We start from the raw sequence: 20,213 nt of genomic DNA on the forward strand, positions 1-20,213 counted from the left end.
CTAATTTCTTAAAATGTAAGCGTTTTTTTATTTGTTAATATTATAATAGTATGTCACATTTGGTTTGTCAATAATAAATTGTATAACACATTTAAAGAGATAATGTCGTAAATGTGGAAGACCAAATGTTAATCGGCAAAAATTAAGTTAGGCAATTGCTGCTATCATTCTTAAAGAATGACTTTTAAGAAAAGTGAAGAACCTACCGGGGTTTCGCCTGCTACAATATATAGGGAATTGAATAAAGTAGGGAAACCTTTCTCAAGGCTTCCCTACTTTATTCATAATTAGTAAATGAAGCTTTTTGGAATCTATGCCTTTAATGTTAATTGATTTTTTCGATATAGCTCTTCGACAAACGCACGTGCTTTTTCGAAGGCCTCCTCCGGACCATTGGCGACTTCTGCAAGATAGGCCTCGTCTGGTAATTGATCGTCTATACCAGGTATCTTAATACGGTCCCCATAGCTGTTAATGGCACCATGCTCACGCATATGGTTGATACAATTGAAAAGGGGCTGCCAATACTCAGCATGGACAAAAATGGCCTTGGTTCGATGTCTTCGAAGGTGATTGGTTTGAATTTTTGATAGGGTTTCGTAAACTTCCCATGCCGTACCAAATCCTCCAGGCCAGAACAGGATGACATGGGAATAATTAATGAGAACACCCTCCCTGATTGAGAAATTATTCATTCTCAGCCGCTGATTCGAGGTGACAGAGTATGTATCCTTTAAATTGAAAAAGTTGTCAATACCAAATTGACAGTCGATCCCAATGACATGGGCATCCTGGTTTCTTGCTCCTTGGGCTGCTGCCTGCATGATTCCAGGACCTCCGCCTGTACAAAGTGGTACATAACATCCGCCTAGTGCCTTTTCCTGTTGATTTGCAGAATAATGTCCCCATAACTCCCCGAACTTAAAAGCAGAATCCCAATACTTTGTACTTTTTTCGATGATTCTTTTATGGCGGTCCATCCTGAGCTTTGTCATGTCCAATTTGTGCTGAAGCAGCTTCCTGTAGAATGGGTCCTCTTGATTCTCCAGCTGATCCTTAATTTTCTTTTCATGGGTACTTAGGATATCTAACTTTTCCTCTGCGATTTTTTTGCATGATATAGTTCCGGAACCCATCAGTGTAATAACTCCATACTTTGCTTCATAGCTAAATAAAAGCTCTGCTGCATATATGTCAGCCACGCTTTCTTCCGTAACGAGAGCCCTGTCATTCGGTACAAAGCAGACTTTGGTTCCGACCACATGAAAGGAAGCCATGCAAGTTTCATTTGAATAATCCTTCCAAATCATAATAAAGCCGTCTTCGTCTACATTATAGGTATCCACATCACCATTTTCATTGATATTACTGATGGAAAGACTATAGTTATTTGTTTTTGATGGTAACCTCGGATCAAATGTAATTGGCTCCTCAAACGTAATCTTTGCCACATTCTCATCCGTCTTCTCAATCCACCACCCCGTACCTGATCCCTTCCATTGGTTTGTAGCGGGGTCATAAAAGATCGTGCCATACAATTCAATTTCATTCATCTAGGAACAACCTTCCTTTACTTAATTCATTTCTTTTACGGATTACGGGCTTGCATGTCACATTGGATTTGTCCAGTATTTTCCTTTTGTTAGTTTAACTAAGCTTTTTATTATTATTCAGTATTGGGCACAAATTGAAAGTATAGAATATGTGAGACCTGGAGAGACGTTTCCCTTCAATTCCAAACGCCTTAAGTAGATAGAAAACACGAGGTTTCTTGTTAATATTTTTTAACAATTTAACTCTTTGAATTAATTTTAACGAAAGAGAATAAAATAAAAGACTATCGAAAGTTTTTCGATAGCCAGAGAAGTTTATCAGAAAAGGATAAACTTCTTTTATTTATTTAAATCCTTAGGTGAAAATGCTCCTGGAAGTAAGTCTTTTACTTTGAGTTTTAAAATATCACCCTTTAAGTTTGTTAGCACTACTTCCATTTCTGCATCACAAAGTTCTGAAATTACCTGACGGCAAGCCCCACAAGGTGAAACTGGCCCCTCAGTATCCGCCACAACAACGAGCGAATTAAATTGTGTGACACCCTCAGAGTATGCCTTAAACAAAGCAGTTCGTTCAGCACAGTTCGTCATGCTGTATGCAGCATTTTCAATGTTACAACCATGATAAACTTGACCATCTTTTGATAATAGGGCTGCACCAACTTTGAATTTTGAATATGGTGCATAAGCAAACTCTCTCGCTTTATTCGCTTCAACGATTAAGTCGTTTTTTTCCATCATGTTCACACTCCGCCAAGGAAATTTAATGCTGAACTATTTTTGTAATCCATTCAAGCAGGACGCCGCCAAAGTACACCCCGAAAACACCAACGACAGCCGAAAATACTGGAGGTGCAGGTAACGGAAGCTTTAAAAATTTAAACAACATACCAACTATTAATCCGGCAATTAATGCCATTATTACGTCTCTCATCAAATGAACCTCACAATAGTATTTTTAGTAATTGCTTAAAGATTGCTCACCTTTACTGATTGAAACACCAGAACTTGCACCAATGCGAGTTGCTCCAGCTTCTACCATTGCAATTGCATCTTCACGACTGCGAACCCCACCAGAAGCCTTTACGCCAATTTCAGGTCCGACTGTTTGACGCATTAAGCGAATATCCTCGACTGTTGCACCGCCTGTTGAAAAACCAGTAGAAGTTTTTACATAGTCTGCCCCAGCTTTTACAGAAATTTCACATGCTCTTATTTTTTCTTCTTTAGTTAACAAGCAAGTTTCGATGATTACCTTTACCAATGCTTTTCCCTTTGAAGCACCCACAACTGCAGCGATATCTCTTTCAACCAAATCATCCTGCTTATCTTTAAGCGCAGCGACGTTAATCACCATATCTATCTCATTTGCACCGTTTTCAATGGCATTTTTTGTTTCAAATGCTTTTGTTTCTGATGTAGTTGCCCCAAGCGGGAAACCAATGACTGTACATACTTTTACTTCTGGGGTATCTGCAAGCATTTTAGCTGCAAAATTTACCCAAGTAGGATTTACACATACCGATGCAAATAAATATTTTTTCGCTTCTTCAACCAATTTACCAATTTCTTCTTTTGTTGCATCTGCTTTTAATAATGTATGATCAATCATCCTAACAACATTTTGAGTCATAACCAATCTTCCTCCCTGTTCCCTGTAAATTTATATAAAGATTTTATGGCATTTATCACAATGTAACTATATCAAACACATTGAACATTTGTAAATACATTTATGAACAAATGTAAAAAATGATTTTTTTAATTCTTATCAAGCAAGAATTGTGCTGTATATTGATCCGTTACGAGCACATTGGCGTACCCGCCTTTTAATGCTCCGTATATTCCCTCAATTTTATTCGGACCTCCGGCTACAAGAATGGAATGGTCCTTTTTCTTTAATTCATTAAGATTTACTCCCAGTGTCCTTTCATTTAGGCTCTCGTTGCATACTTCTCCAGATTCATCAAAAAAACGCGAGCAAATATCACCGACTGCCTTTCCATAAAGAGACTTCAAATCACTTTCTGTAAAATAACCTAGCTGAAATAATAAAGAGTCGGTTTTAATTGGACCAATCGTAAAGAGAGCAATATTGGCCTGACTTCCTAGCTCGAGGATTTTTCGAATATGACGATCAGCCTCCATTGCCTGTTTTACAACGACATGATCGACAATTGCAGGAAGCGGTAGGTTATGGGGGGTTGTATGAAAGGCCTTGCCAAAAAGATATAAAATCTCCGATGCATACGTATTTGTTTCAGCGTGGCTAACACCGCCCTTTAATTGAACAACCTTTACCCCTTTTACAAATTTCTGCTTGAGTTCAACCGCAACATGGTATAAAGTTGTTCCCCAAGTCACCCCAATTATGTCGTCATCCTTGACAATTTCATCAAGATAAACCGCAGCTTTTTCACCCAGATAATTCTTTATGATGTGATCTTCATATTGTGGAATCGAAGCGACAACCGCCTTTTTAAGGTTGAACTTTTGTTCAAGCTGCATTGCAAGATTCTCAACATCTTCTGTAGGATCCAAAATATTGATTTGGACAATACCATCACTTTTCGCCTGCTGTAATAGACGGGATACAGTAGGGCGGGAAACTCCGAGCTTCTTGGCAATTTCATTTTGATTATAATCCAATAGATAATATAACTTTGCTGCTTCAATGACTTTCGCTAATTTTTCACGATCCACTGCTATCACCCTATGTTTTAATATTTTCTTAATTGTAACAAAAAAAACAAATGATTTCATTCATAGTTTACATTTGTAAACAACATTTTGAATTTAATTTCAATATATTTAAAGGTGGGCTTTAAAAGGACGGTGAATTTTCATCATCTAATATGGGGAACATTTATTAAGATATTTATCTGAGTTGTTAACAATACAAAAAGACATGTAAAAGTCATCCGCTAATCATCAGTTCTTCTGTATACTGAAATAAGGAAAATGGTTCCTTTTAAGGAGGCGATACATTGCAGAAATTAGGCGGATATATATACCTTAAACGTAAATGGGTACTGGTATTTTGGATTTTAGTGATCCTATTATTAGGATTTTTTGCATTAAAATTACCGACAGTTCTTAGCGGAAATGGTTTTGAGTATAAAGGCGAATACAATCATACACGTAAACTCCTCGAACAAGAATTTGGACATTCTAAATCTTCCATTATCCTTGTGTTCGAAAAAGATAAATCGGTTAGTGATGAGAATTTCAGGAAGTTCATTCAAGACATATTTGATAAAATAACGGCTATTCATGATAGGCAACAAATGATTCTTCCATTCGAACAGGACGGGATGGTAAAGGATAATTATGCCTATGGACTTCTTACTTTTAACAAGAAAGCGGAGAGTCTTGGAAAAGAAATTAACCAATTAAAAGATGTACTTGAAAATAAAAAGGGCTTAAAGGTCACAATGACTGGTGAACCCATTATTGTTAAAGACCTAAATACTGCGAGTCAGGAAGATTTAGCAAAGGCGGAAATGATCGGTTTGCCGATTGCCTTAATCGTTCTTATCCTAGCGTTCGGAGGTCTTGTTGCTGCCTCTCTTCCGATTGTTATCGGTGTTGTTTCGATATTATGTACAATGGGAACCGTTTACTTTTTTAGTTATGGTGCTGATTTAACCATTTTTATATTAAATATTGTTCCAATGATCGGGTTGGCACTAAGTATTGATTTTGCTTTATTGTTTATCAATCGATATAAAGAAGAACTAAAAACCAAATCCATTCAGTCTGCACTTGAAATAACAGTATCAACCGCGGGACGATCCATCATCTTTTCTGGCCTTTGTGTTTTTATTGGCTTATCGGCTCTTTGGTTTATCAAAATTGATATCTTTCAAAATGTTGCGCTAGGCGGGATGACCGTAGTGTTAATTTCTGCTGTTTGTGCATTAACCTTTCTTCCTGCATTGCTTGCCATATTGGGAACCAAGATCAACAAATTAAGTATACTGCCCATGGCAGACGAGAAAACAAGCATATGGTACCGATTTGCTAAAATTGTGATGAGGCACCCTATTCTTATGACAGTTGCAGCCCTTGTTATTCTTTTGGCAGGATTGATACCTCTTAAACAAATGGTTTTAGCAATTCCTGGTACTGAATCTCTGCCGCCAAATTACCCTTCACGAACTGCCATGGAAGTATTTAAGGATCACTTCGTAGCAAAAGAACAGCGCGATGAGAAAAAAGTGACGATGGTCCTAGAAACAAAAGGCAGCATTATTGAAAAAAACAATCTTGAAAAAGTAAGTGAAGTGATAAAAAAACTTGATAACGACAAGCTCGTAAATTCTATAAACTCACCATTTTCAGCCACAGGATTACAGGATGTGGACCAACTTTATCAAGTCCTCACCATTGGAAAAAATGCCAAGATGGCTCCTATTTATGATTACTATATTAGAGATAATAAACTGCTTATAGAGGTGTATTTAAAAACAGGCGAACATTCTTCTAAAGCAAGACAATGGGTAGCTGATTGGTCGAATAAAGATTTAGGCTTAAAAGCTTCATTTGGCGGACCCATAAAATTTGAGCAAGAAATTTTTTCAGAAATATTCCAAAAAGCTCCCTATGGATTCTTATTGATTGTCATTTCTACGTTTGTAATATTAATGGCAGCTTTCCGCTCGATTCTTATTCCATTGAAAGCCATCCTAATGAATGTGTTAAGCCTGGGCTGCACCTTCGGAATTGTTGTCTGGATTTTCCAGAAAGGTCATTTAGGAATCACACCAGTTGATATTGCCTTAATCTTACCTGTGTTTGTTTTTACACTTGTTTTTGGTCTTTCAATGGATTACGAAGTATTTCTCATCTCGCGAATACAGGAATTCTATTTAAAAACAGGAGATAATAGTGAGGCTACAATTTCTGGTTTGACTTATACCAGTAAAATTATTACCTCAGCCGCTGCCATTATGATTGTCGTTACTGGTGCGTTTGCTTTTACTGGGGTTATGCCAGTTAAGCAATTAGGGGTGGGAATTGCCATAGCAATTTTCATTGATGCGACGATTGTGAGAATGGTCTTGGTGCCAGCCTTGATGAAGCTGCTTGGCGATTGGAACTGGTGGTTTTTTGGCAAAAAAAATAATAGACTACATAGATCAAGTAAAAAGCCAGCCTAATTTCCTTGATTGTCAAAAAGAATCATAATTCAATTAGAAGTATGAATACTAAGAATACCTTTAAAGCCAGATTCTGAAGGAGGTATTCTATTTGCATAAAAAAACTCTTCTTATCCTTTTTCTAATATGTCTTTCGCAAACTTCCTTTTTGTCTATTGCAGAGAGTACGCCAAATCAACAAGGAGTAGTTGATTTACGTATCCTAGAAACAACCGATTTGCATGCATCTTTAATCAATTATGATTATTATCAAACAAAAGCAGACAACCGAATTGGACTTGTAAAGACTGCAACACTTATCCGTACTGCAAGGAATGAAGTCCAAAATTCTTTATTGTTTGATGATGGAGATCACCTTAAGGGAAATCCCCTTGGAGAGTATTTAGCTAGAATTCGGGGAATTCATAGGGGAAAAATACATCCAGTTTATCGTGCCTTTAATTTTTTGGACTATGATGCGATTGCCATTGGTAATCACGAATTTAATTATGGACTAGATTTCTTAAATGCCGCCATAAAAGGTGCCAAGATGCCAGTCATCAATGCAAATGTTTTCTCTGTTAAAAAGAATAAACCCTATTTTACCCCCTATGTTATTTTAAAAAGGAATGTGGTTGACCAAACAGGAAGAAAACATGAACTAAAGATTGGGGTCATCTCATTTATGCCAACACAAATCATGAAATGGGATAAGGCGAATCTTGAAGGGAAGATTACTGCAAAACCGATTGTTGATACAGCGAAAGAATTTATACCAATCATGAAGTCTAAAGGAGCGGATATCATTGTCGCCCTTGCCCATACAGGAATCAGCTACGAGCCATATAATGCTGAATCAGAAAATACTGTCTATTATTTAACAAAAATCCCTGGAATTGATGCCCTGTTAGCTGGACATTCACATAGTGTCTTCCCAGGACCTGTTTATGAAAATTCTCCCAATACCAACATAAAAATGGGGCAAATAAATGGAAAGCCTGTTGTAATGGCAGGAGCTTTTGGAAGCCGACTTGGGATTATTGATCTCAGAATCCAAAAAATCAATAGTACGTGGAGGGTAGTAAAAGGGACATCTTTAACAAGACCCATTGCTGATGAGTCAGGAAATCCTCTTGTAAGGAAGGATAAAGGACTATATAAGTTAGTGAAACCTGAGCACCAGGAAACGGTAGATTTTATTAAAAAATTGGGGCTTTAATAGTTAAAAGATTTTCTTTACATCCAAAGTATAATTTTATAAAATAATGTAGAATATAATTGGTGTTTTTATTAGGGGGAGTCTGTCAAACAGGCTCCTTTTTGTCATTTTTTACTATTGTACTGGATAAAATATTTGGGAGAAGAGGTCGCTACATGTCAACTCAAGCACTAATCGCAATTGGTGTATTTTTAATTACATATGCCTTTATTGTCACAGAAAAGATCCATCGCACGATCATTGCCATGACCGGCGGAATTATGATGGTATTACTGGGAATTGTTGGGCAGGAAAAGGCACTTCATCATATCGATTTTAATACACTCGGATTGCTAACCGGTATGATGATCATCGTTGCTATTACTTCTGAGACTGGTCTGTTCAAATACATAGCTATTTGGGCTGCTAAAAAAGTGAAAGGGGATCCTTTAAAAATCTTGCTGGCGCTCGGTACCATAACTGCATTGGGTTCAGCGTTTTTAGATAATGTGACAACGGTACTTTTAATGGTTCCAGTTACATTCAGTATTACAAGACAGCTTCGAGTAAATCCGATTCCCTTTTTAATAACCGAAATTATCGCATCAAATATTGGAGGAACATCCACACTGATTGGTGACCCTCCGAATATTATGCTAGGCAGCGCCGTGAAGGAACTTACCTTTATGGCATTTATTAATAATCTTACAGCCATATCATTCTTTATCCTATTCGTTAATATTGGAATATTAGCATTCATTTATCGGAAACAGCTTCGAACATCAGAAGAATTAAAAGCCAATCTAATGGACCTGGATGAAAAGGAAGAAATAACGGATAAAAAGTTATTAATCAAATCATTAATTGCCCTTTTGCTGACGATTGTGGGATTCTTCCTGCATCAACTGCTTCACATTGAATCAGCAACTGTCGCATTGGCCGGTGCCTTTCTGCTTCTTCTCTTAACAGGGGAAAAATATTTAGATAAAGCATTTTCAAAAGTAGAATGGACAACTATTTTCTTCTTTATTGGACTGTTCGTATTGGTATCAGGTTTGATAGAAACAGGGGTGATTTCGTTATTAGCAGATTACTCTGTACACCTTACCGGGGGTGATGTTACTTCTACATCGATATTAATTCTCTGGGTAAGCGCCATCGCATCTGCCTTTATTGATAATATCCCGTTTGTCGCTACAATGATTCCTATGATTAAAGATATGGGAGAACTAGGAATAAATAATTTAGAGCCACTTTGGTGGAGTCTATCGTTAGGGGCATGTCTTGGCGGAAACGGTACATTAATTGGTGCAAGTGCCAATGTGATTGTCGCCGGGCTAGCAGCGAAGGAAGGGCATCCGATTACTTTTGGTAAATTCTTGTTAATTGCCTTCCCATTAATGATTTTATCGATCATAATCTGTACTGTATACATTTATCTAAGATATTTAATTTAGGGGGAGTATGATGAAAGTGGAGTATAAATATAACGAACAGCTTCTCGACTTAAAGGAAACTGCTAATGGCGATGATTTTGAATTCACCCTTACTTTTGTTGAAAATAAATGGAAGAAAAAAATCGAAGAAATTCGTGGGTATTTTGATTCAAATAATATCCTAACTGATATCCATTTTTATATTCACCCGAATAATAGGTTTCAAATAATCGTTAGAAAAGACTTTTATAATGAATTTATCATCCAGTTGTTTAGACAGCAAATAGTGAAAGAGATTAAATGGATCTAAAAAATGGCTGCCATCCATCTGGCAGCCATTTCTATTATCGTTTAACGTCTTAATTTTTAAGCTCCTTAAAGCATTTAACGACATTTTCAACTGTGAAACCATACTTCTCAAGTAATATACTCTCAGGCGCAGATGCCCCGAACTGATTGATGGCAATGACGCTGCCATTGTCCCCCATATATTCTCTCCATCCAATTGACGAACCCATTTCAATAGCAAGACGTGCTTTAATATTTTTAGGAAGGATTGATTCTTTATATTCAAGCGATTGTTTCTCAAAACGATCCCAGCTTGGCATACTTACAACTGATACAAAAATCCCTTCACTTTCAAGCTCTTTTTGAGCTGCCATCGCTAAGGACACTTCGGATCCTGTTGCAAGCAATAAACCGCTAGCATTGCCGTTTGCTTCTGAAACAACATATGCACCTTTTTTAACACCTTCATAAACCGTTTGTTGTGAAAGCGCTAATGTCGGTAAGTCCTGACGTGTTAAAACAAGGGCTGTTGGCGTATCTGTGCTTTCCATTGCTAATCTCCAAGCGGCAACAGTCTCCTTCGCATCCGCGGGGCGAAGAATGGAAATTCCCGGCATTGCACGTAATGCTGCTAGCTGTTCAACTGGTTCATGTGTAGGTCCGTCTTCACCTACAGCGATGCTATCATGGGTAAAAACATAAGTAACAGGAAGCTTCATTAAGGCAGCTAGACGAATTGCTGGACGTAAGTAATCAGAGAATACGAAGAAAGTAGAACCAAATACTTTAACGCCGCCATGAAGAGCCATCCCATTTAGTGCGGCACCCATTGCGAATTCACGAACTCCGAACCAAATATTGCGACCTGCATAGCTATCAATATAGTAATTCTTTTCAGATGTAATAAGTGTCTTGTTCGATCCTGCTAAATCAGCAGATCCCCCGATAAAATGTGGGACAACATTGGCTGCCGCATTCAGTGTTTTCCCCGATGATACGCGAGTTGCGATTTTTTCTCCTTCTGTAAAAATAGGTAATGCTTCTTCCCAATTTGCCGGAAGCTCTCCAATGATCGCGGCTTCAAATTGTTTAGCAAGCTCTGCGTATTCCTTCTTATAACTCGCATATAATTCATTCCATGCATTTTCTTTGAGTTGGCCATCTAGCGTAAATTGCTTGAAATGCTCTTTTACTTCTTCGGGAACGAAAAATGGCTCTTCATTGTCCCAATTATATGCAGCTTTTGTTAACTTAATTTCTTCTTTCCCAAGTGGAGACCCATGGGAAGCAGACTTACCAGCTTTATTTGGAGAACCATAACCGATCACGGTTTTAACCTCAATTAAAGTAGGGCGATTCAACTCTGTTTTTGCCTCTTGTAATGCTTTTTGAATAGCATCAGTATCATTTCCGTCTTCTACACGAATCACTTGCCATCCATAGGCTTTAAATCTATCCTCCACACTTTCAGAGAAAGATAAATGCAAATCTCCGTCTAATGAAATGTCATTTGAATCATACATAACAATTAGTCTTCCAAGTTTAAGATGACCTGCCAGGGATGCTGCTTCAGCAGATACACCTTCCATTAAATCACCATCTCCACAAATACCATAAGTATAATGATTAACTATTGTATATCCCTCTTGATTGTATGTAGCTGCAAGATGTCTTTCCGCCATTGCCATCCCCACAGCCATAGCAACCCCTTGTCCTAATGGCCCTGTAGTTGCTTCTATCCCAGGAGTATGACCAAATTCAGGGTGACCAGGAGTTCTGCTTCCCCATTGACGGAAGTTTTTCAAATCGTCAATAGTTACGTCGTAACCGAATAAATGTAATAAACTATATAGAAGCATTGATCCATGACCTGCTGATAAAACAAACCTGTCTCTGTTAAACCATTTAGGATTCACTGGGTTATGATTCATTTCTTTTGCCCAAAGTGTATAAGCCATTGGGGCTGAACCCATTGGCATGCCGGGATGACCGGAGTTGGCCTTTTCGATCCCATCAATCGATAAAGTACGAATCGTATTTATGGCTAATTGATCAAGTTTTGTTTCATTAAGTAATGTTGTCATGTGCTATTACACTCCAAATCTATTAATATTGTATATCAACCTTGTTATAGAGCAGTTTGAAAGGCTTAGTTTTCATTACCCAAAGCCTTCCAAACCATTTCGTAAACCTTTTTCAAGGGAATGTTATGTAGTTGTGCAATGCTTTTGCATTCCTCAAACTCCGGAGCTCTTTGCACAACATGTCCCTCATAAATTCCTTCTTTTACTGTCACTTCACCCCACTCAGTTGTAACCTTCCTAAACATTCTTTCTAACCGGTGTACTGTTAAAGGATAATAGCGTATTCCTAGTGTGGTGGTTTCCTTAAAAAGAATTTCCTTCATTGTATTTATATGTTTCATCGAGCAAAGCAATTGAAGCAATACGCCTGGTCTATTTTTTTTCATATAAATCGGGGTATAGAAGACATCATTAGCGCCAGCCTCAAACAGCAAGTCCATCACATAGCCTAGCCATTCCCCAGGGATATCATCAAGATTAACTTCCATTTTGACCATCTGATCATCAAGATGCTCATTGCTGGGAGGATGATGAGAGACCATTAAATCATTTCCTTTCTTTCATAAAAAGGATTTTAGAGCTACTTTTCTATTCCCCAATGATGACACGGAGCACATTGGGATGGTTTATAAAGGTCTTCGTTCCAGCACCATAACCAATGGATGTAACCTTCATGGATGGTATGGGGCAAAATTCTTCTGCCAGTACAGCGACAATCGCTGCCCCCGTTGGAGTAGTGAGCTCGAAACGAATGTCCGATTGTTCAATTGGTACACCTTTCAAAATTTCAAGAGTGGCCGGTGCAGGGACAGGATAAATACCATGGTCAATATGGATACGTCCAGTTCCTACTGGGATGGGTGATGACTTGATTACGTCTATTTCTAATTGATGAATTAAGATAGCAGCTCCGATAATGTCAATAATCGAATCTACTGCCCCTACTTCATGAAAATGGACCTTCTCTAGTGGAATCCCATGGATATGTCCTTCTGCTTCACCGATTCTTTTAAAAATTTTTAAAGACATTTCTTTCACTGGCTCAACAAAACCAGCACTCTCAATTAATCCAACAATATCCTTATATGCACGGTGCTCATGATGGTGGTGCTCATGTTCGTGGCTATGACTGTGATGATCGTGGTTATGATCATGTTCATGGTTGTGGTTATGAACATGATGGTGGTCATGGTCATGATCGTGGTCATGGTCGTGTGTATGGTCATGAGCATTATTCAATAACACCACGTCAAATTTGGTACTTGTAATCCCATTCTTTACTAACTTTGTCCATGTCAACTTATACTCATCATCAATATGAAGTTTTTTTAATTCTTCTACTAACCGATTGGGATCTGCTCCGGCATCGATAAGGGCTCCAATGACCATATCTCCGCTGATACCTGAAAAACAATCAAAATAAAGTGTTTTCAATTTTTTCTGGCCCCTTTTTGTGCAAGCTGATCAATTAATACTGCGTTATATCCCCCGCCAAACCCATTATCAATATTCACGACACTAATCCCGGAAGCACATGAATTTAACATGGTTAATAAGGCAGATAGTCCATTAAAATTTGCCCCATACCCAATACTTGTTGGGACTGCAATTACAGGATGTGATACAAGTCCGCCCACTACGCTTGGAAGTGCCCCTTCCATACCTGCAACTACAACGGAAACCGTGGCATTTTGAATTTCCTCAGCATGGCTTAACAGGCGATGAATTCCAGCAACACCGACATCATAGATACGATGGACCTTGCTTCCTAATACTTCAGCCGTCACTGCAGCTTCTTCTGCAACCCTTAAATCCGAGGTTCCTGCACAAATCACAGCAATATACCCTTGTGGATCCGCCTCATTCTCATGGTCCTCTTTCCAAAAAAGAATGTGTGCTTCTTCTTTGTAGATAAAATCAGGGCAAGAACGTTGGACAATTTCTGCCTTTTCTTTGGAAATACGTGTGACGAGTACTTGGTTGTTTCGAGCTCGTAACACTTGAATAATTGAAACGATTTGTTCAGTCGTTTTCCCTTCACCGTACACTACTTCTGGGAATCCTTGACGTTTCTTACGATGATGGTCCACTTTAGCAAATCCCAAATTTTCAAATGTTGCTAATTGCTCTTTAGCTTCTTTAACACTTAGGGTACCTCTTTGAACCTGCTCTAAAATTTCTTCAAGCATTCGTTCTCCCCCTTAATATACACTTCAAAAATGTTTTGCCATTCCACTTGCCAATTTTTCATAGTTCTCATATATAATTCTATATTTTTCACTATTTTCCTTAATAGGAACGATTGCTTTACCCATTGGAATATTCTTTTTAATCTCTTCAAATGAATTTACTTTACCAGTAGCCACTAAAGCTGTCCAAGCTGCTCCCCATGCTGCACTGTGATAGCTCTCAGGCACATAAATTTCCGCATCGAATACATCTGCCATCATTTGCAGCCACAATGGTGACCTGGATAAACCACCGTTAGCATATATCTTTTGATGTTTCCCAGCTAACCTCTCTAATGCCTTGCCAATTTGAAAGAGGTTAAAAGTGATTCCTTCTAGAACAGCTCGGATAAAATGTTCTCTTTTATGTGTAACAGATAATCCAAAGAAATTCCCTTTTGCCCGTTGATTCCAAATCGGCGCTCTTTCGCCATTTAAATAAGGGTGAAAGATGATTCCGTCTGCGCCAAGCGGAACCTTTTCTGCATCGGCAAGGAATTCGGAGAAGTCTCTTTGGTCGTTCAAAAGGTCTTTTAACCATTGTAAGGCAATCCCGCCATTATTGGTTGGACCTCCAATGATAGAAAAATCTTCAGTAAAGGAATAACAGAAGGTTTCTTGATTTTCACTTATCTTAACACCTTTTGTGATTTGTCTGATGGCCCCGCTAGTACCCACTGAAACCGCAACTTCACCAGGGAGAATCGCTCCAATTCCCAAGTTAGCCAATTGGCCATCGGCAGCACCAATCACAAAAGGAAGTTCCGGGTCAATTCCCATTTCTTCAGCAATTTGTGGATTAATCCCTGTTAATATCTCAGTTGGAGGGACAATTCTTGAAAGCTGACCATCATGAATATCCGTTAGAGATAATAATGTTTGATTCCAAGTATGTGTGGCAGGGTTAAATAAACCTGTCGCAGATGCCATCGAATAATCAATAACCCGCTGATTAAACCAGCATTGTAGTAAATACTCTTTAATCGACATAAAGTACTTTGCTTGGAGGTAGGGTTCATATTTTGTTTCTTTCATCCATAACAACTTAACGAATGGTGTCATTGGATGAACCGGTGTTCCTGTGTTTGAATAAACCTCGTTACCCATTGTTTCTATCACTGATTCTGCTTGTAGATAACTTCTTCCATCAGCCCAAATTAAGGCCGGAGATATTGGACAGCCATTCTCATCTACACAAATCAGTGAATGCATTGCAGCTGAAAACCCGATTGAAATTAATTCATTTTTCTCAATACCAGCTTTTTGGATCGCCTCTTTGATTGCTTTTACAGCTGATTGTTCAATCTCAATGGGGTCTTGTTCTACCCATCCTTGCTGTGGATAAGTGAATGTGTTCATTCTCTCGGCTTCTGCAATTAATTTACCTTTTAAGTCAAATACGCATGCTTTAACACTTGTAGTTCCGATATCAAGTCCAATTACAACTTCTCTTGACATACTTCCTCTTCCTTTTCACATAACAATAAGTAATATTGGAGTTTATTTTGATTCTTTATTGCTATTTTATATTATCGTTAAAATAAGAGGCTTTGGATGATCCAAAGCCATTTTTTTAGTGTACAGTCCTAAGCTAATTTGCCGAGCAGAAAGCTATTCAGATAACACCTTATTCATGCTTCCACTCTGATATCCAATTAAATCTAACGTGATATATTTGTAACCATAGCCTTGAAGTGCTTTCACGATCGAGTCATGATTTTCAAGAATCTCCTTCATATCATTAGGTTCTACTTCGATTCTTGCAATATCCTGATGTGTTCGGACCCGTACCTGATGGATATTGAATGTTTTTAAATAAGCTTCGGCTTTTTCAACCTTCGTCAGCTTTTCTTTTGTAATATATTCACCGTAGGCAATTCTTGAAGAAAGACAAGCTAAAGATGGTTTATCCCATGTAGGCAAACTAAATTCCCGAGAGAGTTCTCTGATCTCCTGTTTAAAAAGATTAGCTTCTAGGAGTGGGCCGCGTATTCCCTTTTCTTTAGCGGCTTGCATACCCGGTCGGAATTCATTCATATCATCAGCAATGACACCATAAACTACATTTTGAAAGCCCTTTTCATCCATAACTGGAATTATGTGTTCAAATAAACTGCTTTTACAAAAATAGCAACGATTTTTATTGTTTTCCGCGTATCCTGGGATTGCGAGTTCAGATGTTTCAATCACTTGGTGCCTGACACCAATTTGATTTGCAAGTCCTTTTGCCTCTTCAAGCTCACTAGAAGGGTAGCTTTCAGAGTCTGCTGTAATGGCGAGAACATGTTCAGCACCTAATGCGTTCACAGCAGCCTTTAATAGAAATGTACTGTCCACTCCTCCTGAAAAGGCTACAACCACGGATTCCATTTCTCGGAGAATAGACGTTAATTTTTCGTATTTCTCTGTTAGCATGGTCCTTTTCTCCCCCTATCCCTCATCCAATTTAAAGTCCGCCATTGTTAATTTATTTATTGAGCTGTAGATTTATGTGTACCTTGGATTATATAGTCATGCTGCCAAAGCCGCCATCAACACGAACGAGAGTTCCTGTTACGAAACTTGACGCTTTCTCAGAGGCAAGCCAGACAGTAGCACCTTGTAACTCTTCCGCCTCACCAAAACGATTCATTGGGGTATGTCGCATGATTGATTCAATGCGTTCTTTGTCTAAAATTTTTCGGTTTTGTTCTGCAGGGAAAAATCCTGGAATAATTGCATTGACACGAATCCCATTTGGAGCAAATTCACGTGCTAAAAACTGTGTAACGCTGTTAAGTCCTGCTTTTGATACGGAATAAGTAAACACTTTTGAAAGTGGTGTGGTTGAAGAAACAGATGAGATATTAATAATGCTTCCTTTTCTATCCTGCTCAATCATTTTCTTCGCAAAAATCTGGCAGGTCAACACAATTCCTTTTAAATTTATATCCATAATTTTGTCCCATTCATCCATACCAAGTTCAAAAAATGGTGTAGTACTATTTGTACCTGGTGCATTTAAAAGAATGTCCCAGCCACCGGACCATTGTTCAATTTCATTCGCAACGTTAACTAAAGAATCCTTTGAACTAACATCTGCAGAAAATGCCTTTGCTTCCCCGCCGTTCTCTTCAATTTCTTTGACAACTTCCTCTGCTTTTTCAAGATTACGTCCTACAATCGCAACTTTTGCCCCTTGTGAAGCCAAGCCTTTTGCCATTGCTGAACCCAACACACCATTTCCACCAATTGCGACTGCAACTTTTCCACTTAAATCAAATAAATTTGACATCATTCTTCTCTCCTTTGTTCTGTTAAAATAAATTTCCATTTTCATTAAAAGGAATATCATAAAGATCTGAACTTAGTTCCATATTTGGATGCTGTTTTACATATTCAAGTAAAGGCTCAGATACTTCAATTTCACTTAAAACTAATGTATTTTTAATGCGGACTAATTTGACGTTTCTAAAATCTAGAATATTGCATGTTTTAATAGCCGCTTGGATCGCTTGTTTATCGTTTGGTAATGTCGTAGCAATTTTTGTAGGAGCAACAACGGTTGAAGTTAAACCATTTGCATAAGTTCCTTCTTTGTCCATCTTGTCTATTAGCCGTTGTGTTGTAAAATCAGCCGTTCCTACGCCATTGGCATTCCCCTCTGATTGATGTGTTACATCGAGCACCGCCATTTTGTTAACTTCGGGTCCACCAGATGCATATGGTGTTGGATAACGGCCCGTAATATTCGGGTCCATACCATCCCCACTAATATTTTTACCTATTTCATCAATTACAAGGACATCCAATTGATCAAAGAAAAGCTTTGGTAATAATTCTTTTGCTTGTTTTTGAAGTTCATGTTCTCTATTAATAATCTCTTCTGGAGTAAGTACATCAATAATTGCAACTTTATCAAATGCATTTTCAACTGTTGCAACTCCGAAAAGTATGGGGGTCTCTTCCATGATGATCTTTGCCATGGCTGGGACATTTTCTGCCATATATTTAAATCCCATTTGATGACAGGCCTCTGCCCCTTTTTGCTTTCCTAATCCAATGCTAATCATCTTCATAATTCCACTTTCTACTGATCCACGAAAAGCTGTGTGTGGTTTCACACGATTAATAACAACGATTCCGTCCGCTTCAGAAGCAAATTTATCCACATAAACTGGTAATCCATTCGGCAGCTCACTAATCTTTACTACATCCATTGAAGATCGAATCTCGCAACCGACACTTTCTTCGGTTACACCAAGATGCGCTAAAACTTCGCGTTGACCCTCTGCAGTCGCCCCCCCGTGACTCCCCATGCTTGGTACAATGAAAGGTTTAGCTCCTAAATCTTTAAGAAACTTGACTGTTACCTCAGTAATTTCAACGAGGCGATCAAGTCCGCGGCTGCCAACAGCAACCGCAATTTCCATCCCAGGCTGGACTTTTTTCTGAATATGTACTTGCTGTAATTGTTCCTTCAGCGTAGTACCAAGGTCATCAATCTTTGTGTTATCAAAGTGAACTTTGACCTTTGCCATTTTAGGAACTGGAATATCTTTTAATAATTCTTGTAGGATACCCATGTTTGTATCACTCCTTTTTTTTACCTATTAAAAGTTTTCCTCATTCTATTACATTCCATGTATTGATGAGGCTATAATGAAATCCCCCTGTAATCCCTTACAAAAGAAACTAAAAAAAGTATTATTTATTAATTTGTTTACCAAACAAACTAATTACCTGTATAATATCATTATGAATAAATTACGTCAATATTAATAAGTTATTTCCTTTTAAAAATGCAAGGAGGTTCTTTATGCTCACAGGAGATGCAGCATTTATCAAAAAAATGAACAAGTCTTTAATCTTAAGTAAAATTGTTGAGCATAAATTGATATCTAGAGCAGAGCTTGCAAAAATTACAGGATTAAATAAAGCAACGATCTCTGTACAGGTATCAGATTTATTGGACAAAGAATTAATTATTGAAACACAACAGGAACACAAGAGTTTGGGGAGAAGGCCAATCATGCTCTCAGTAAACCGAGAGGCAGGTTTTGCCCTGGGAATTGACCTAGATAAAAATTCAATTACTTTTACCATATCAGATTTAATTGGTACTTCTATTCAGACAGATATAATTGAAATACAAGTATCTGAATATGATGTCATTCTTAAGTTATTAATAGAACAGATTACTAGTTATAAATTTAAATCCGCCCATACTCGTTACGGTCTTGTTGGTATTACCATTGGAATACATGGAATTGTGAATAAAGATGAAATAATTGATTTTGTCCCTCAACACGGTTGGCGAAACAAAACCTTAAAAAAAGACTTAGAAAATGAAATAGGAGTCAATGTTTACATCGAAAATAATGCCAACTTATGCTCCATTGCGGAAAAAGTGTATAAACACCACCAAAGTAACAACCTATTATCTGTCAGTTTGTATTCTGGAATTGGTCTTGGATTTATTATCAATGGCGGATTATTCAAAGGATTCCACGGTTATGCTGGTGAGATTGGGCATATGATTGTCGTTCCAAATGGACTCCCCTGCCGTTGCGGAAATTTGGGATGCTGGGAACAATACGCTTCCGAATTGAGTTTTATTACCCAATTTGCTGAAAATCAAAAAGGAATAGCTTTCAACCTTGAAGATTTTCAAAATCGGATCAATGAACATGACCCTGTTTTCCTAAAAGAGATTGATCGATTTATTATGTATCTTTCTATTGGATTAAATAATTTAATTAACCTTTATAATCCTGAAATCTTAGTGGTAAATAGTGAAATCCTTCGTTTATATCCTAATGCAGCTGAAGAAATTAAAGCCCATCTCTCTTCTTCTATTAGCCATTATTCGGAATTGTTGATCTCAGAATTTGGAAAAAGGGCATGTATCATGGGTGCTTGTGCTTTGACCATTCAAAACTTTTTAGGGGTTTCAGAGCTTTGTTTAACTTTGTGTGAGGAGAACTTTCTCGATAAATAGAATAAGCAAAAAGTAACTATAAGCCTTCATTCCAGAGGGCTTTTTCTTTTTCATTTGGAATGAATGAAATAGCGAGAAAATCAGCGTAATTATAAGAAAAAGGATGATGTGAACACTTTCATAACCAATGTTCCCGTTTTCATCGCGTTTGTTTCCGTTTTCAGTGAGTTTGTTTAAATTTTGATAATTAATGATAATAAGAGTATCAAATTACTAGGAGGAATTGTAATGAAACATTTAATTAATTTAGTAGTTAAACAAATTGAAAAACATGGTGAATACATTCCATTTCATCTATCAGAACC

The 20,213-nt window shown here is 37.8% G+C and carries 18 protein-coding genes; 5 read left to right on the forward strand and 13 right to left on the reverse strand.

The genetic code is table 11. The features are described 5' to 3' along the window. Nucleotides 1-311: 311 nt before the first annotated feature. The 5 genes from ACSU6B_RS23810 to ACSU6B_RS23830 all read right to left on the reverse strand — a co-directional run bounded on the left by ACSU6B_RS23810 (nucleotide 312) and on the right by ACSU6B_RS23830 (nucleotide 4,256). Entirely contained in the window at nucleotides 312-1,553 is a 1,242-nt protein-coding gene (locus ACSU6B_RS23810) for an LOG family protein (protein WP_410888758.1), read from the reverse strand. A gap of 339 nt (nucleotides 1,554-1,892) precedes the next feature. Beyond that, nucleotides 1,893-2,291: a cytidine deaminase gene (locus ACSU6B_RS23815; protein ID WP_410888812.1), complete on the reverse strand. Its 399-nt coding sequence runs from the start codon at nucleotides 2,289-2,291 to the stop codon at nucleotides 1,893-1,895. 25 nt (nucleotides 2,292-2,316) lie between these two features. Continuing rightward, entirely contained in the window at nucleotides 2,317-2,487 is a 171-nt protein-coding gene (locus ACSU6B_RS23820; RefSeq protein WP_088085922.1) for a DUF1427 family protein, read from the reverse strand. Between the two features lie 24 nt (nucleotides 2,488-2,511). Next, nucleotides 2,512-3,186 carry a deoxyribose-phosphate aldolase gene (gene deoC / locus ACSU6B_RS23825; protein WP_410888759.1) on the reverse strand — a complete coding sequence of 225 codons (675 nt, stop codon included), beginning with the start codon at nucleotides 3,184-3,186 and terminating at the stop codon, nucleotides 2,512-2,514. A 128-nt stretch (nucleotides 3,187-3,314) separates the two neighbouring features. After that, on the reverse strand, nucleotides 3,315-4,256 hold the full coding sequence (locus tag ACSU6B_RS23830) for a sugar-binding transcriptional regulator (RefSeq protein WP_215003866.1): 942 nt from the start codon (nucleotides 4,254-4,256) through the stop codon (nucleotides 3,315-3,317). A 284-nt stretch (nucleotides 4,257-4,540) separates the two neighbouring features. On the opposite strand from ACSU6B_RS23830, the gene ACSU6B_RS23835 reads away from it, so the two are divergent. The 4 genes from ACSU6B_RS23835 (at nucleotide 4,541) to ACSU6B_RS23850 (ending at nucleotide 9,638) form a co-directional block, all read left to right on the forward strand. Then, complete coding sequence (locus tag ACSU6B_RS23835; RefSeq protein WP_410888762.1) at nucleotides 4,541-6,715, forward strand: MMPL family transporter; 2,175 nt, start codon at nucleotides 4,541-4,543, stop codon at nucleotides 6,713-6,715. A gap of 91 nt (nucleotides 6,716-6,806) precedes the next feature. Continuing rightward, nucleotides 6,807-7,913 carry a metallophosphoesterase gene (locus tag ACSU6B_RS23840; RefSeq protein WP_410888764.1) on the forward strand — a complete coding sequence of 369 codons (1,107 nt, stop codon included), beginning with the start codon at nucleotides 6,807-6,809 and terminating at the stop codon, nucleotides 7,911-7,913. A 155-nt stretch (nucleotides 7,914-8,068) separates the two neighbouring features. Then, complete coding sequence (locus ACSU6B_RS23845) at nucleotides 8,069-9,349, forward strand: ArsB/NhaD family transporter (protein ID WP_410888766.1); 1,281 nt, start codon at nucleotides 8,069-8,071, stop codon at nucleotides 9,347-9,349. A 7-nt stretch (nucleotides 9,350-9,356) separates the two neighbouring features. Further along, nucleotides 9,357-9,638, forward strand: coding sequence for a hypothetical protein (locus tag ACSU6B_RS23850; RefSeq protein WP_214732019.1), 282 nt, complete (start codon nucleotides 9,357-9,359; stop codon nucleotides 9,636-9,638). Nucleotides 9,639-9,687: 49 nt separating this feature from the next. On the opposite strand, the gene tkt is transcribed toward ACSU6B_RS23850, so the two are convergent. The 8 genes from tkt to ACSU6B_RS23890 all read right to left on the reverse strand — a co-directional run bounded on the left by tkt (nucleotide 9,688) and on the right by ACSU6B_RS23890 (nucleotide 18,493). Then, on the reverse strand, nucleotides 9,688-11,700 hold the full coding sequence (gene tkt, locus ACSU6B_RS23855) for a transketolase (RefSeq protein ID WP_410888768.1): 2,013 nt from the start codon (nucleotides 11,698-11,700) through the stop codon (nucleotides 9,688-9,690). A gap of 65 nt (nucleotides 11,701-11,765) precedes the next feature. Continuing rightward, on the reverse strand, nucleotides 11,766-12,242 hold the full coding sequence (gene larC / locus ACSU6B_RS23860) for a nickel insertion protein (protein ID WP_168242344.1): 477 nt from the start codon (nucleotides 12,240-12,242) through the stop codon (nucleotides 11,766-11,768). 46 nt (nucleotides 12,243-12,288) lie between these two features. After that, a complete protein-coding gene (locus ACSU6B_RS23865) occupies nucleotides 12,289-13,134 on the reverse strand; it encodes a LarC family nickel insertion protein (protein ID WP_410888770.1) in 846 nt (281 codons plus the stop codon). Further along, nucleotides 13,131-13,889: a nickel pincer cofactor biosynthesis protein LarB gene (gene larB, locus ACSU6B_RS23870; protein ID WP_410888772.1), complete on the reverse strand. Its 759-nt coding sequence runs from the start codon at nucleotides 13,887-13,889 to the stop codon at nucleotides 13,131-13,133. Before larB ends, ACSU6B_RS23865 begins: the two co-directional genes overlap by 4 nt. A gap of 24 nt (nucleotides 13,890-13,913) precedes the next feature. Beyond that, nucleotides 13,914-15,386: a gluconokinase gene (locus tag ACSU6B_RS23875; RefSeq protein ID WP_215003879.1), complete on the reverse strand. Its 1,473-nt coding sequence runs from the start codon at nucleotides 15,384-15,386 to the stop codon at nucleotides 13,914-13,916. A gap of 153 nt (nucleotides 15,387-15,539) precedes the next feature. Beyond that, entirely contained in the window at nucleotides 15,540-16,343 is an 804-nt protein-coding gene (larE, locus tag ACSU6B_RS23880) for an ATP-dependent sacrificial sulfur transferase LarE (protein WP_410888774.1), read from the reverse strand. Nucleotides 16,344-16,431: 88 nt separating this feature from the next. After that, nucleotides 16,432-17,202, reverse strand: coding sequence for an SDR family oxidoreductase (locus ACSU6B_RS23885; RefSeq protein ID WP_410888814.1), 771 nt, complete (start codon nucleotides 17,200-17,202; stop codon nucleotides 16,432-16,434). 22 nt (nucleotides 17,203-17,224) lie between these two features. After that, nucleotides 17,225-18,493, reverse strand: a complete 1,269-nt coding sequence (locus ACSU6B_RS23890) for a lactate racemase domain-containing protein (protein ID WP_410888776.1) — start codon at nucleotides 18,491-18,493, stop codon at nucleotides 17,225-17,227. Nucleotides 18,494-18,726: 233 nt separating this feature from the next. On the opposite strand from ACSU6B_RS23890, the gene ACSU6B_RS23895 reads away from it, so the two are divergent. After that, on the forward strand, nucleotides 18,727-19,908 hold the full coding sequence (locus ACSU6B_RS23895; protein WP_410888777.1) for an ROK family transcriptional regulator: 1,182 nt from the start codon (nucleotides 18,727-18,729) through the stop codon (nucleotides 19,906-19,908). The last annotated feature ends 305 nt before the right edge of the window (nucleotides 19,909-20,213 follow it).

This window comes from Neobacillus sp. C211, from assembly GCF_051842875.1.
Taxonomy (GTDB): domain Bacteria; phylum Bacillota; class Bacilli; order Bacillales; family Cytobacillaceae; genus Neobacillus.

Excerpts from the sequence above, each read along its gene's own strand:
- ACSU6B_RS23810 (WP_410888758.1), bottom strand. The coding sequence starts at position 1,553 with ATGAATGAAATTGAATTGTATGGCACGATCTTTTATGACCCCGCTACA.
- ACSU6B_RS23815 (WP_410888812.1), bottom strand. The coding sequence starts at position 2,291 with ATGGAAAAAAACGACTTAATCGTTGAAGCGAATAAAGCGAGAGAGTTT.
- ACSU6B_RS23820 (WP_088085922.1), bottom strand. The coding sequence starts at position 2,487 with ATGAGAGACGTAATAATGGCATTAATTGCCGGATTAATAGTTGGTATG.
- deoC (WP_410888759.1), bottom strand. The coding sequence starts at position 3,186 with ATGACTCAAAATGTTGTTAGGATGATTGATCATACATTATTAAAAGCA.
- ACSU6B_RS23845 (WP_410888766.1), top strand. The coding sequence starts at position 8,069 with ATGTCAACTCAAGCACTAATCGCAATTGGTGTATTTTTAATTACATAT.
- ACSU6B_RS23850 (WP_214732019.1), top strand. The coding sequence starts at position 9,357 with ATGATGAAAGTGGAGTATAAATATAACGAACAGCTTCTCGACTTAAAG.
- tkt (WP_410888768.1), bottom strand. The coding sequence starts at position 11,700 with ATGACAACATTACTTAATGAAACAAAACTTGATCAATTAGCCATAAAT.
- larC (WP_168242344.1), bottom strand. The coding sequence starts at position 12,242 with ATGGTCTCTCATCATCCTCCCAGCAATGAGCATCTTGATGATCAGATG.
- larB (WP_410888772.1), bottom strand. The coding sequence starts at position 13,889 with ATGCTTGAAGAAATTTTAGAGCAGGTTCAAAGAGGTACCCTAAGTGTT.
- ACSU6B_RS23875 (WP_215003879.1), bottom strand. The coding sequence starts at position 15,386 with ATGTCAAGAGAAGTTGTAATTGGACTTGATATCGGAACTACAAGTGTT.
- larE (WP_410888774.1), bottom strand. The coding sequence starts at position 16,343 with ATGCTAACAGAGAAATACGAAAAATTAACGTCTATTCTCCGAGAAATG.
- ACSU6B_RS23885 (WP_410888814.1), bottom strand. The coding sequence starts at position 17,202 with ATGTCAAATTTATTTGATTTAAGTGGAAAAGTTGCAGTCGCAATTGGT.
- ACSU6B_RS23890 (WP_410888776.1), bottom strand. The coding sequence starts at position 18,493 with ATGGGTATCCTACAAGAATTATTAAAAGATATTCCAGTTCCTAAAATG.
- ACSU6B_RS23895 (WP_410888777.1), top strand. The coding sequence starts at position 18,727 with ATGCTCACAGGAGATGCAGCATTTATCAAAAAAATGAACAAGTCTTTA.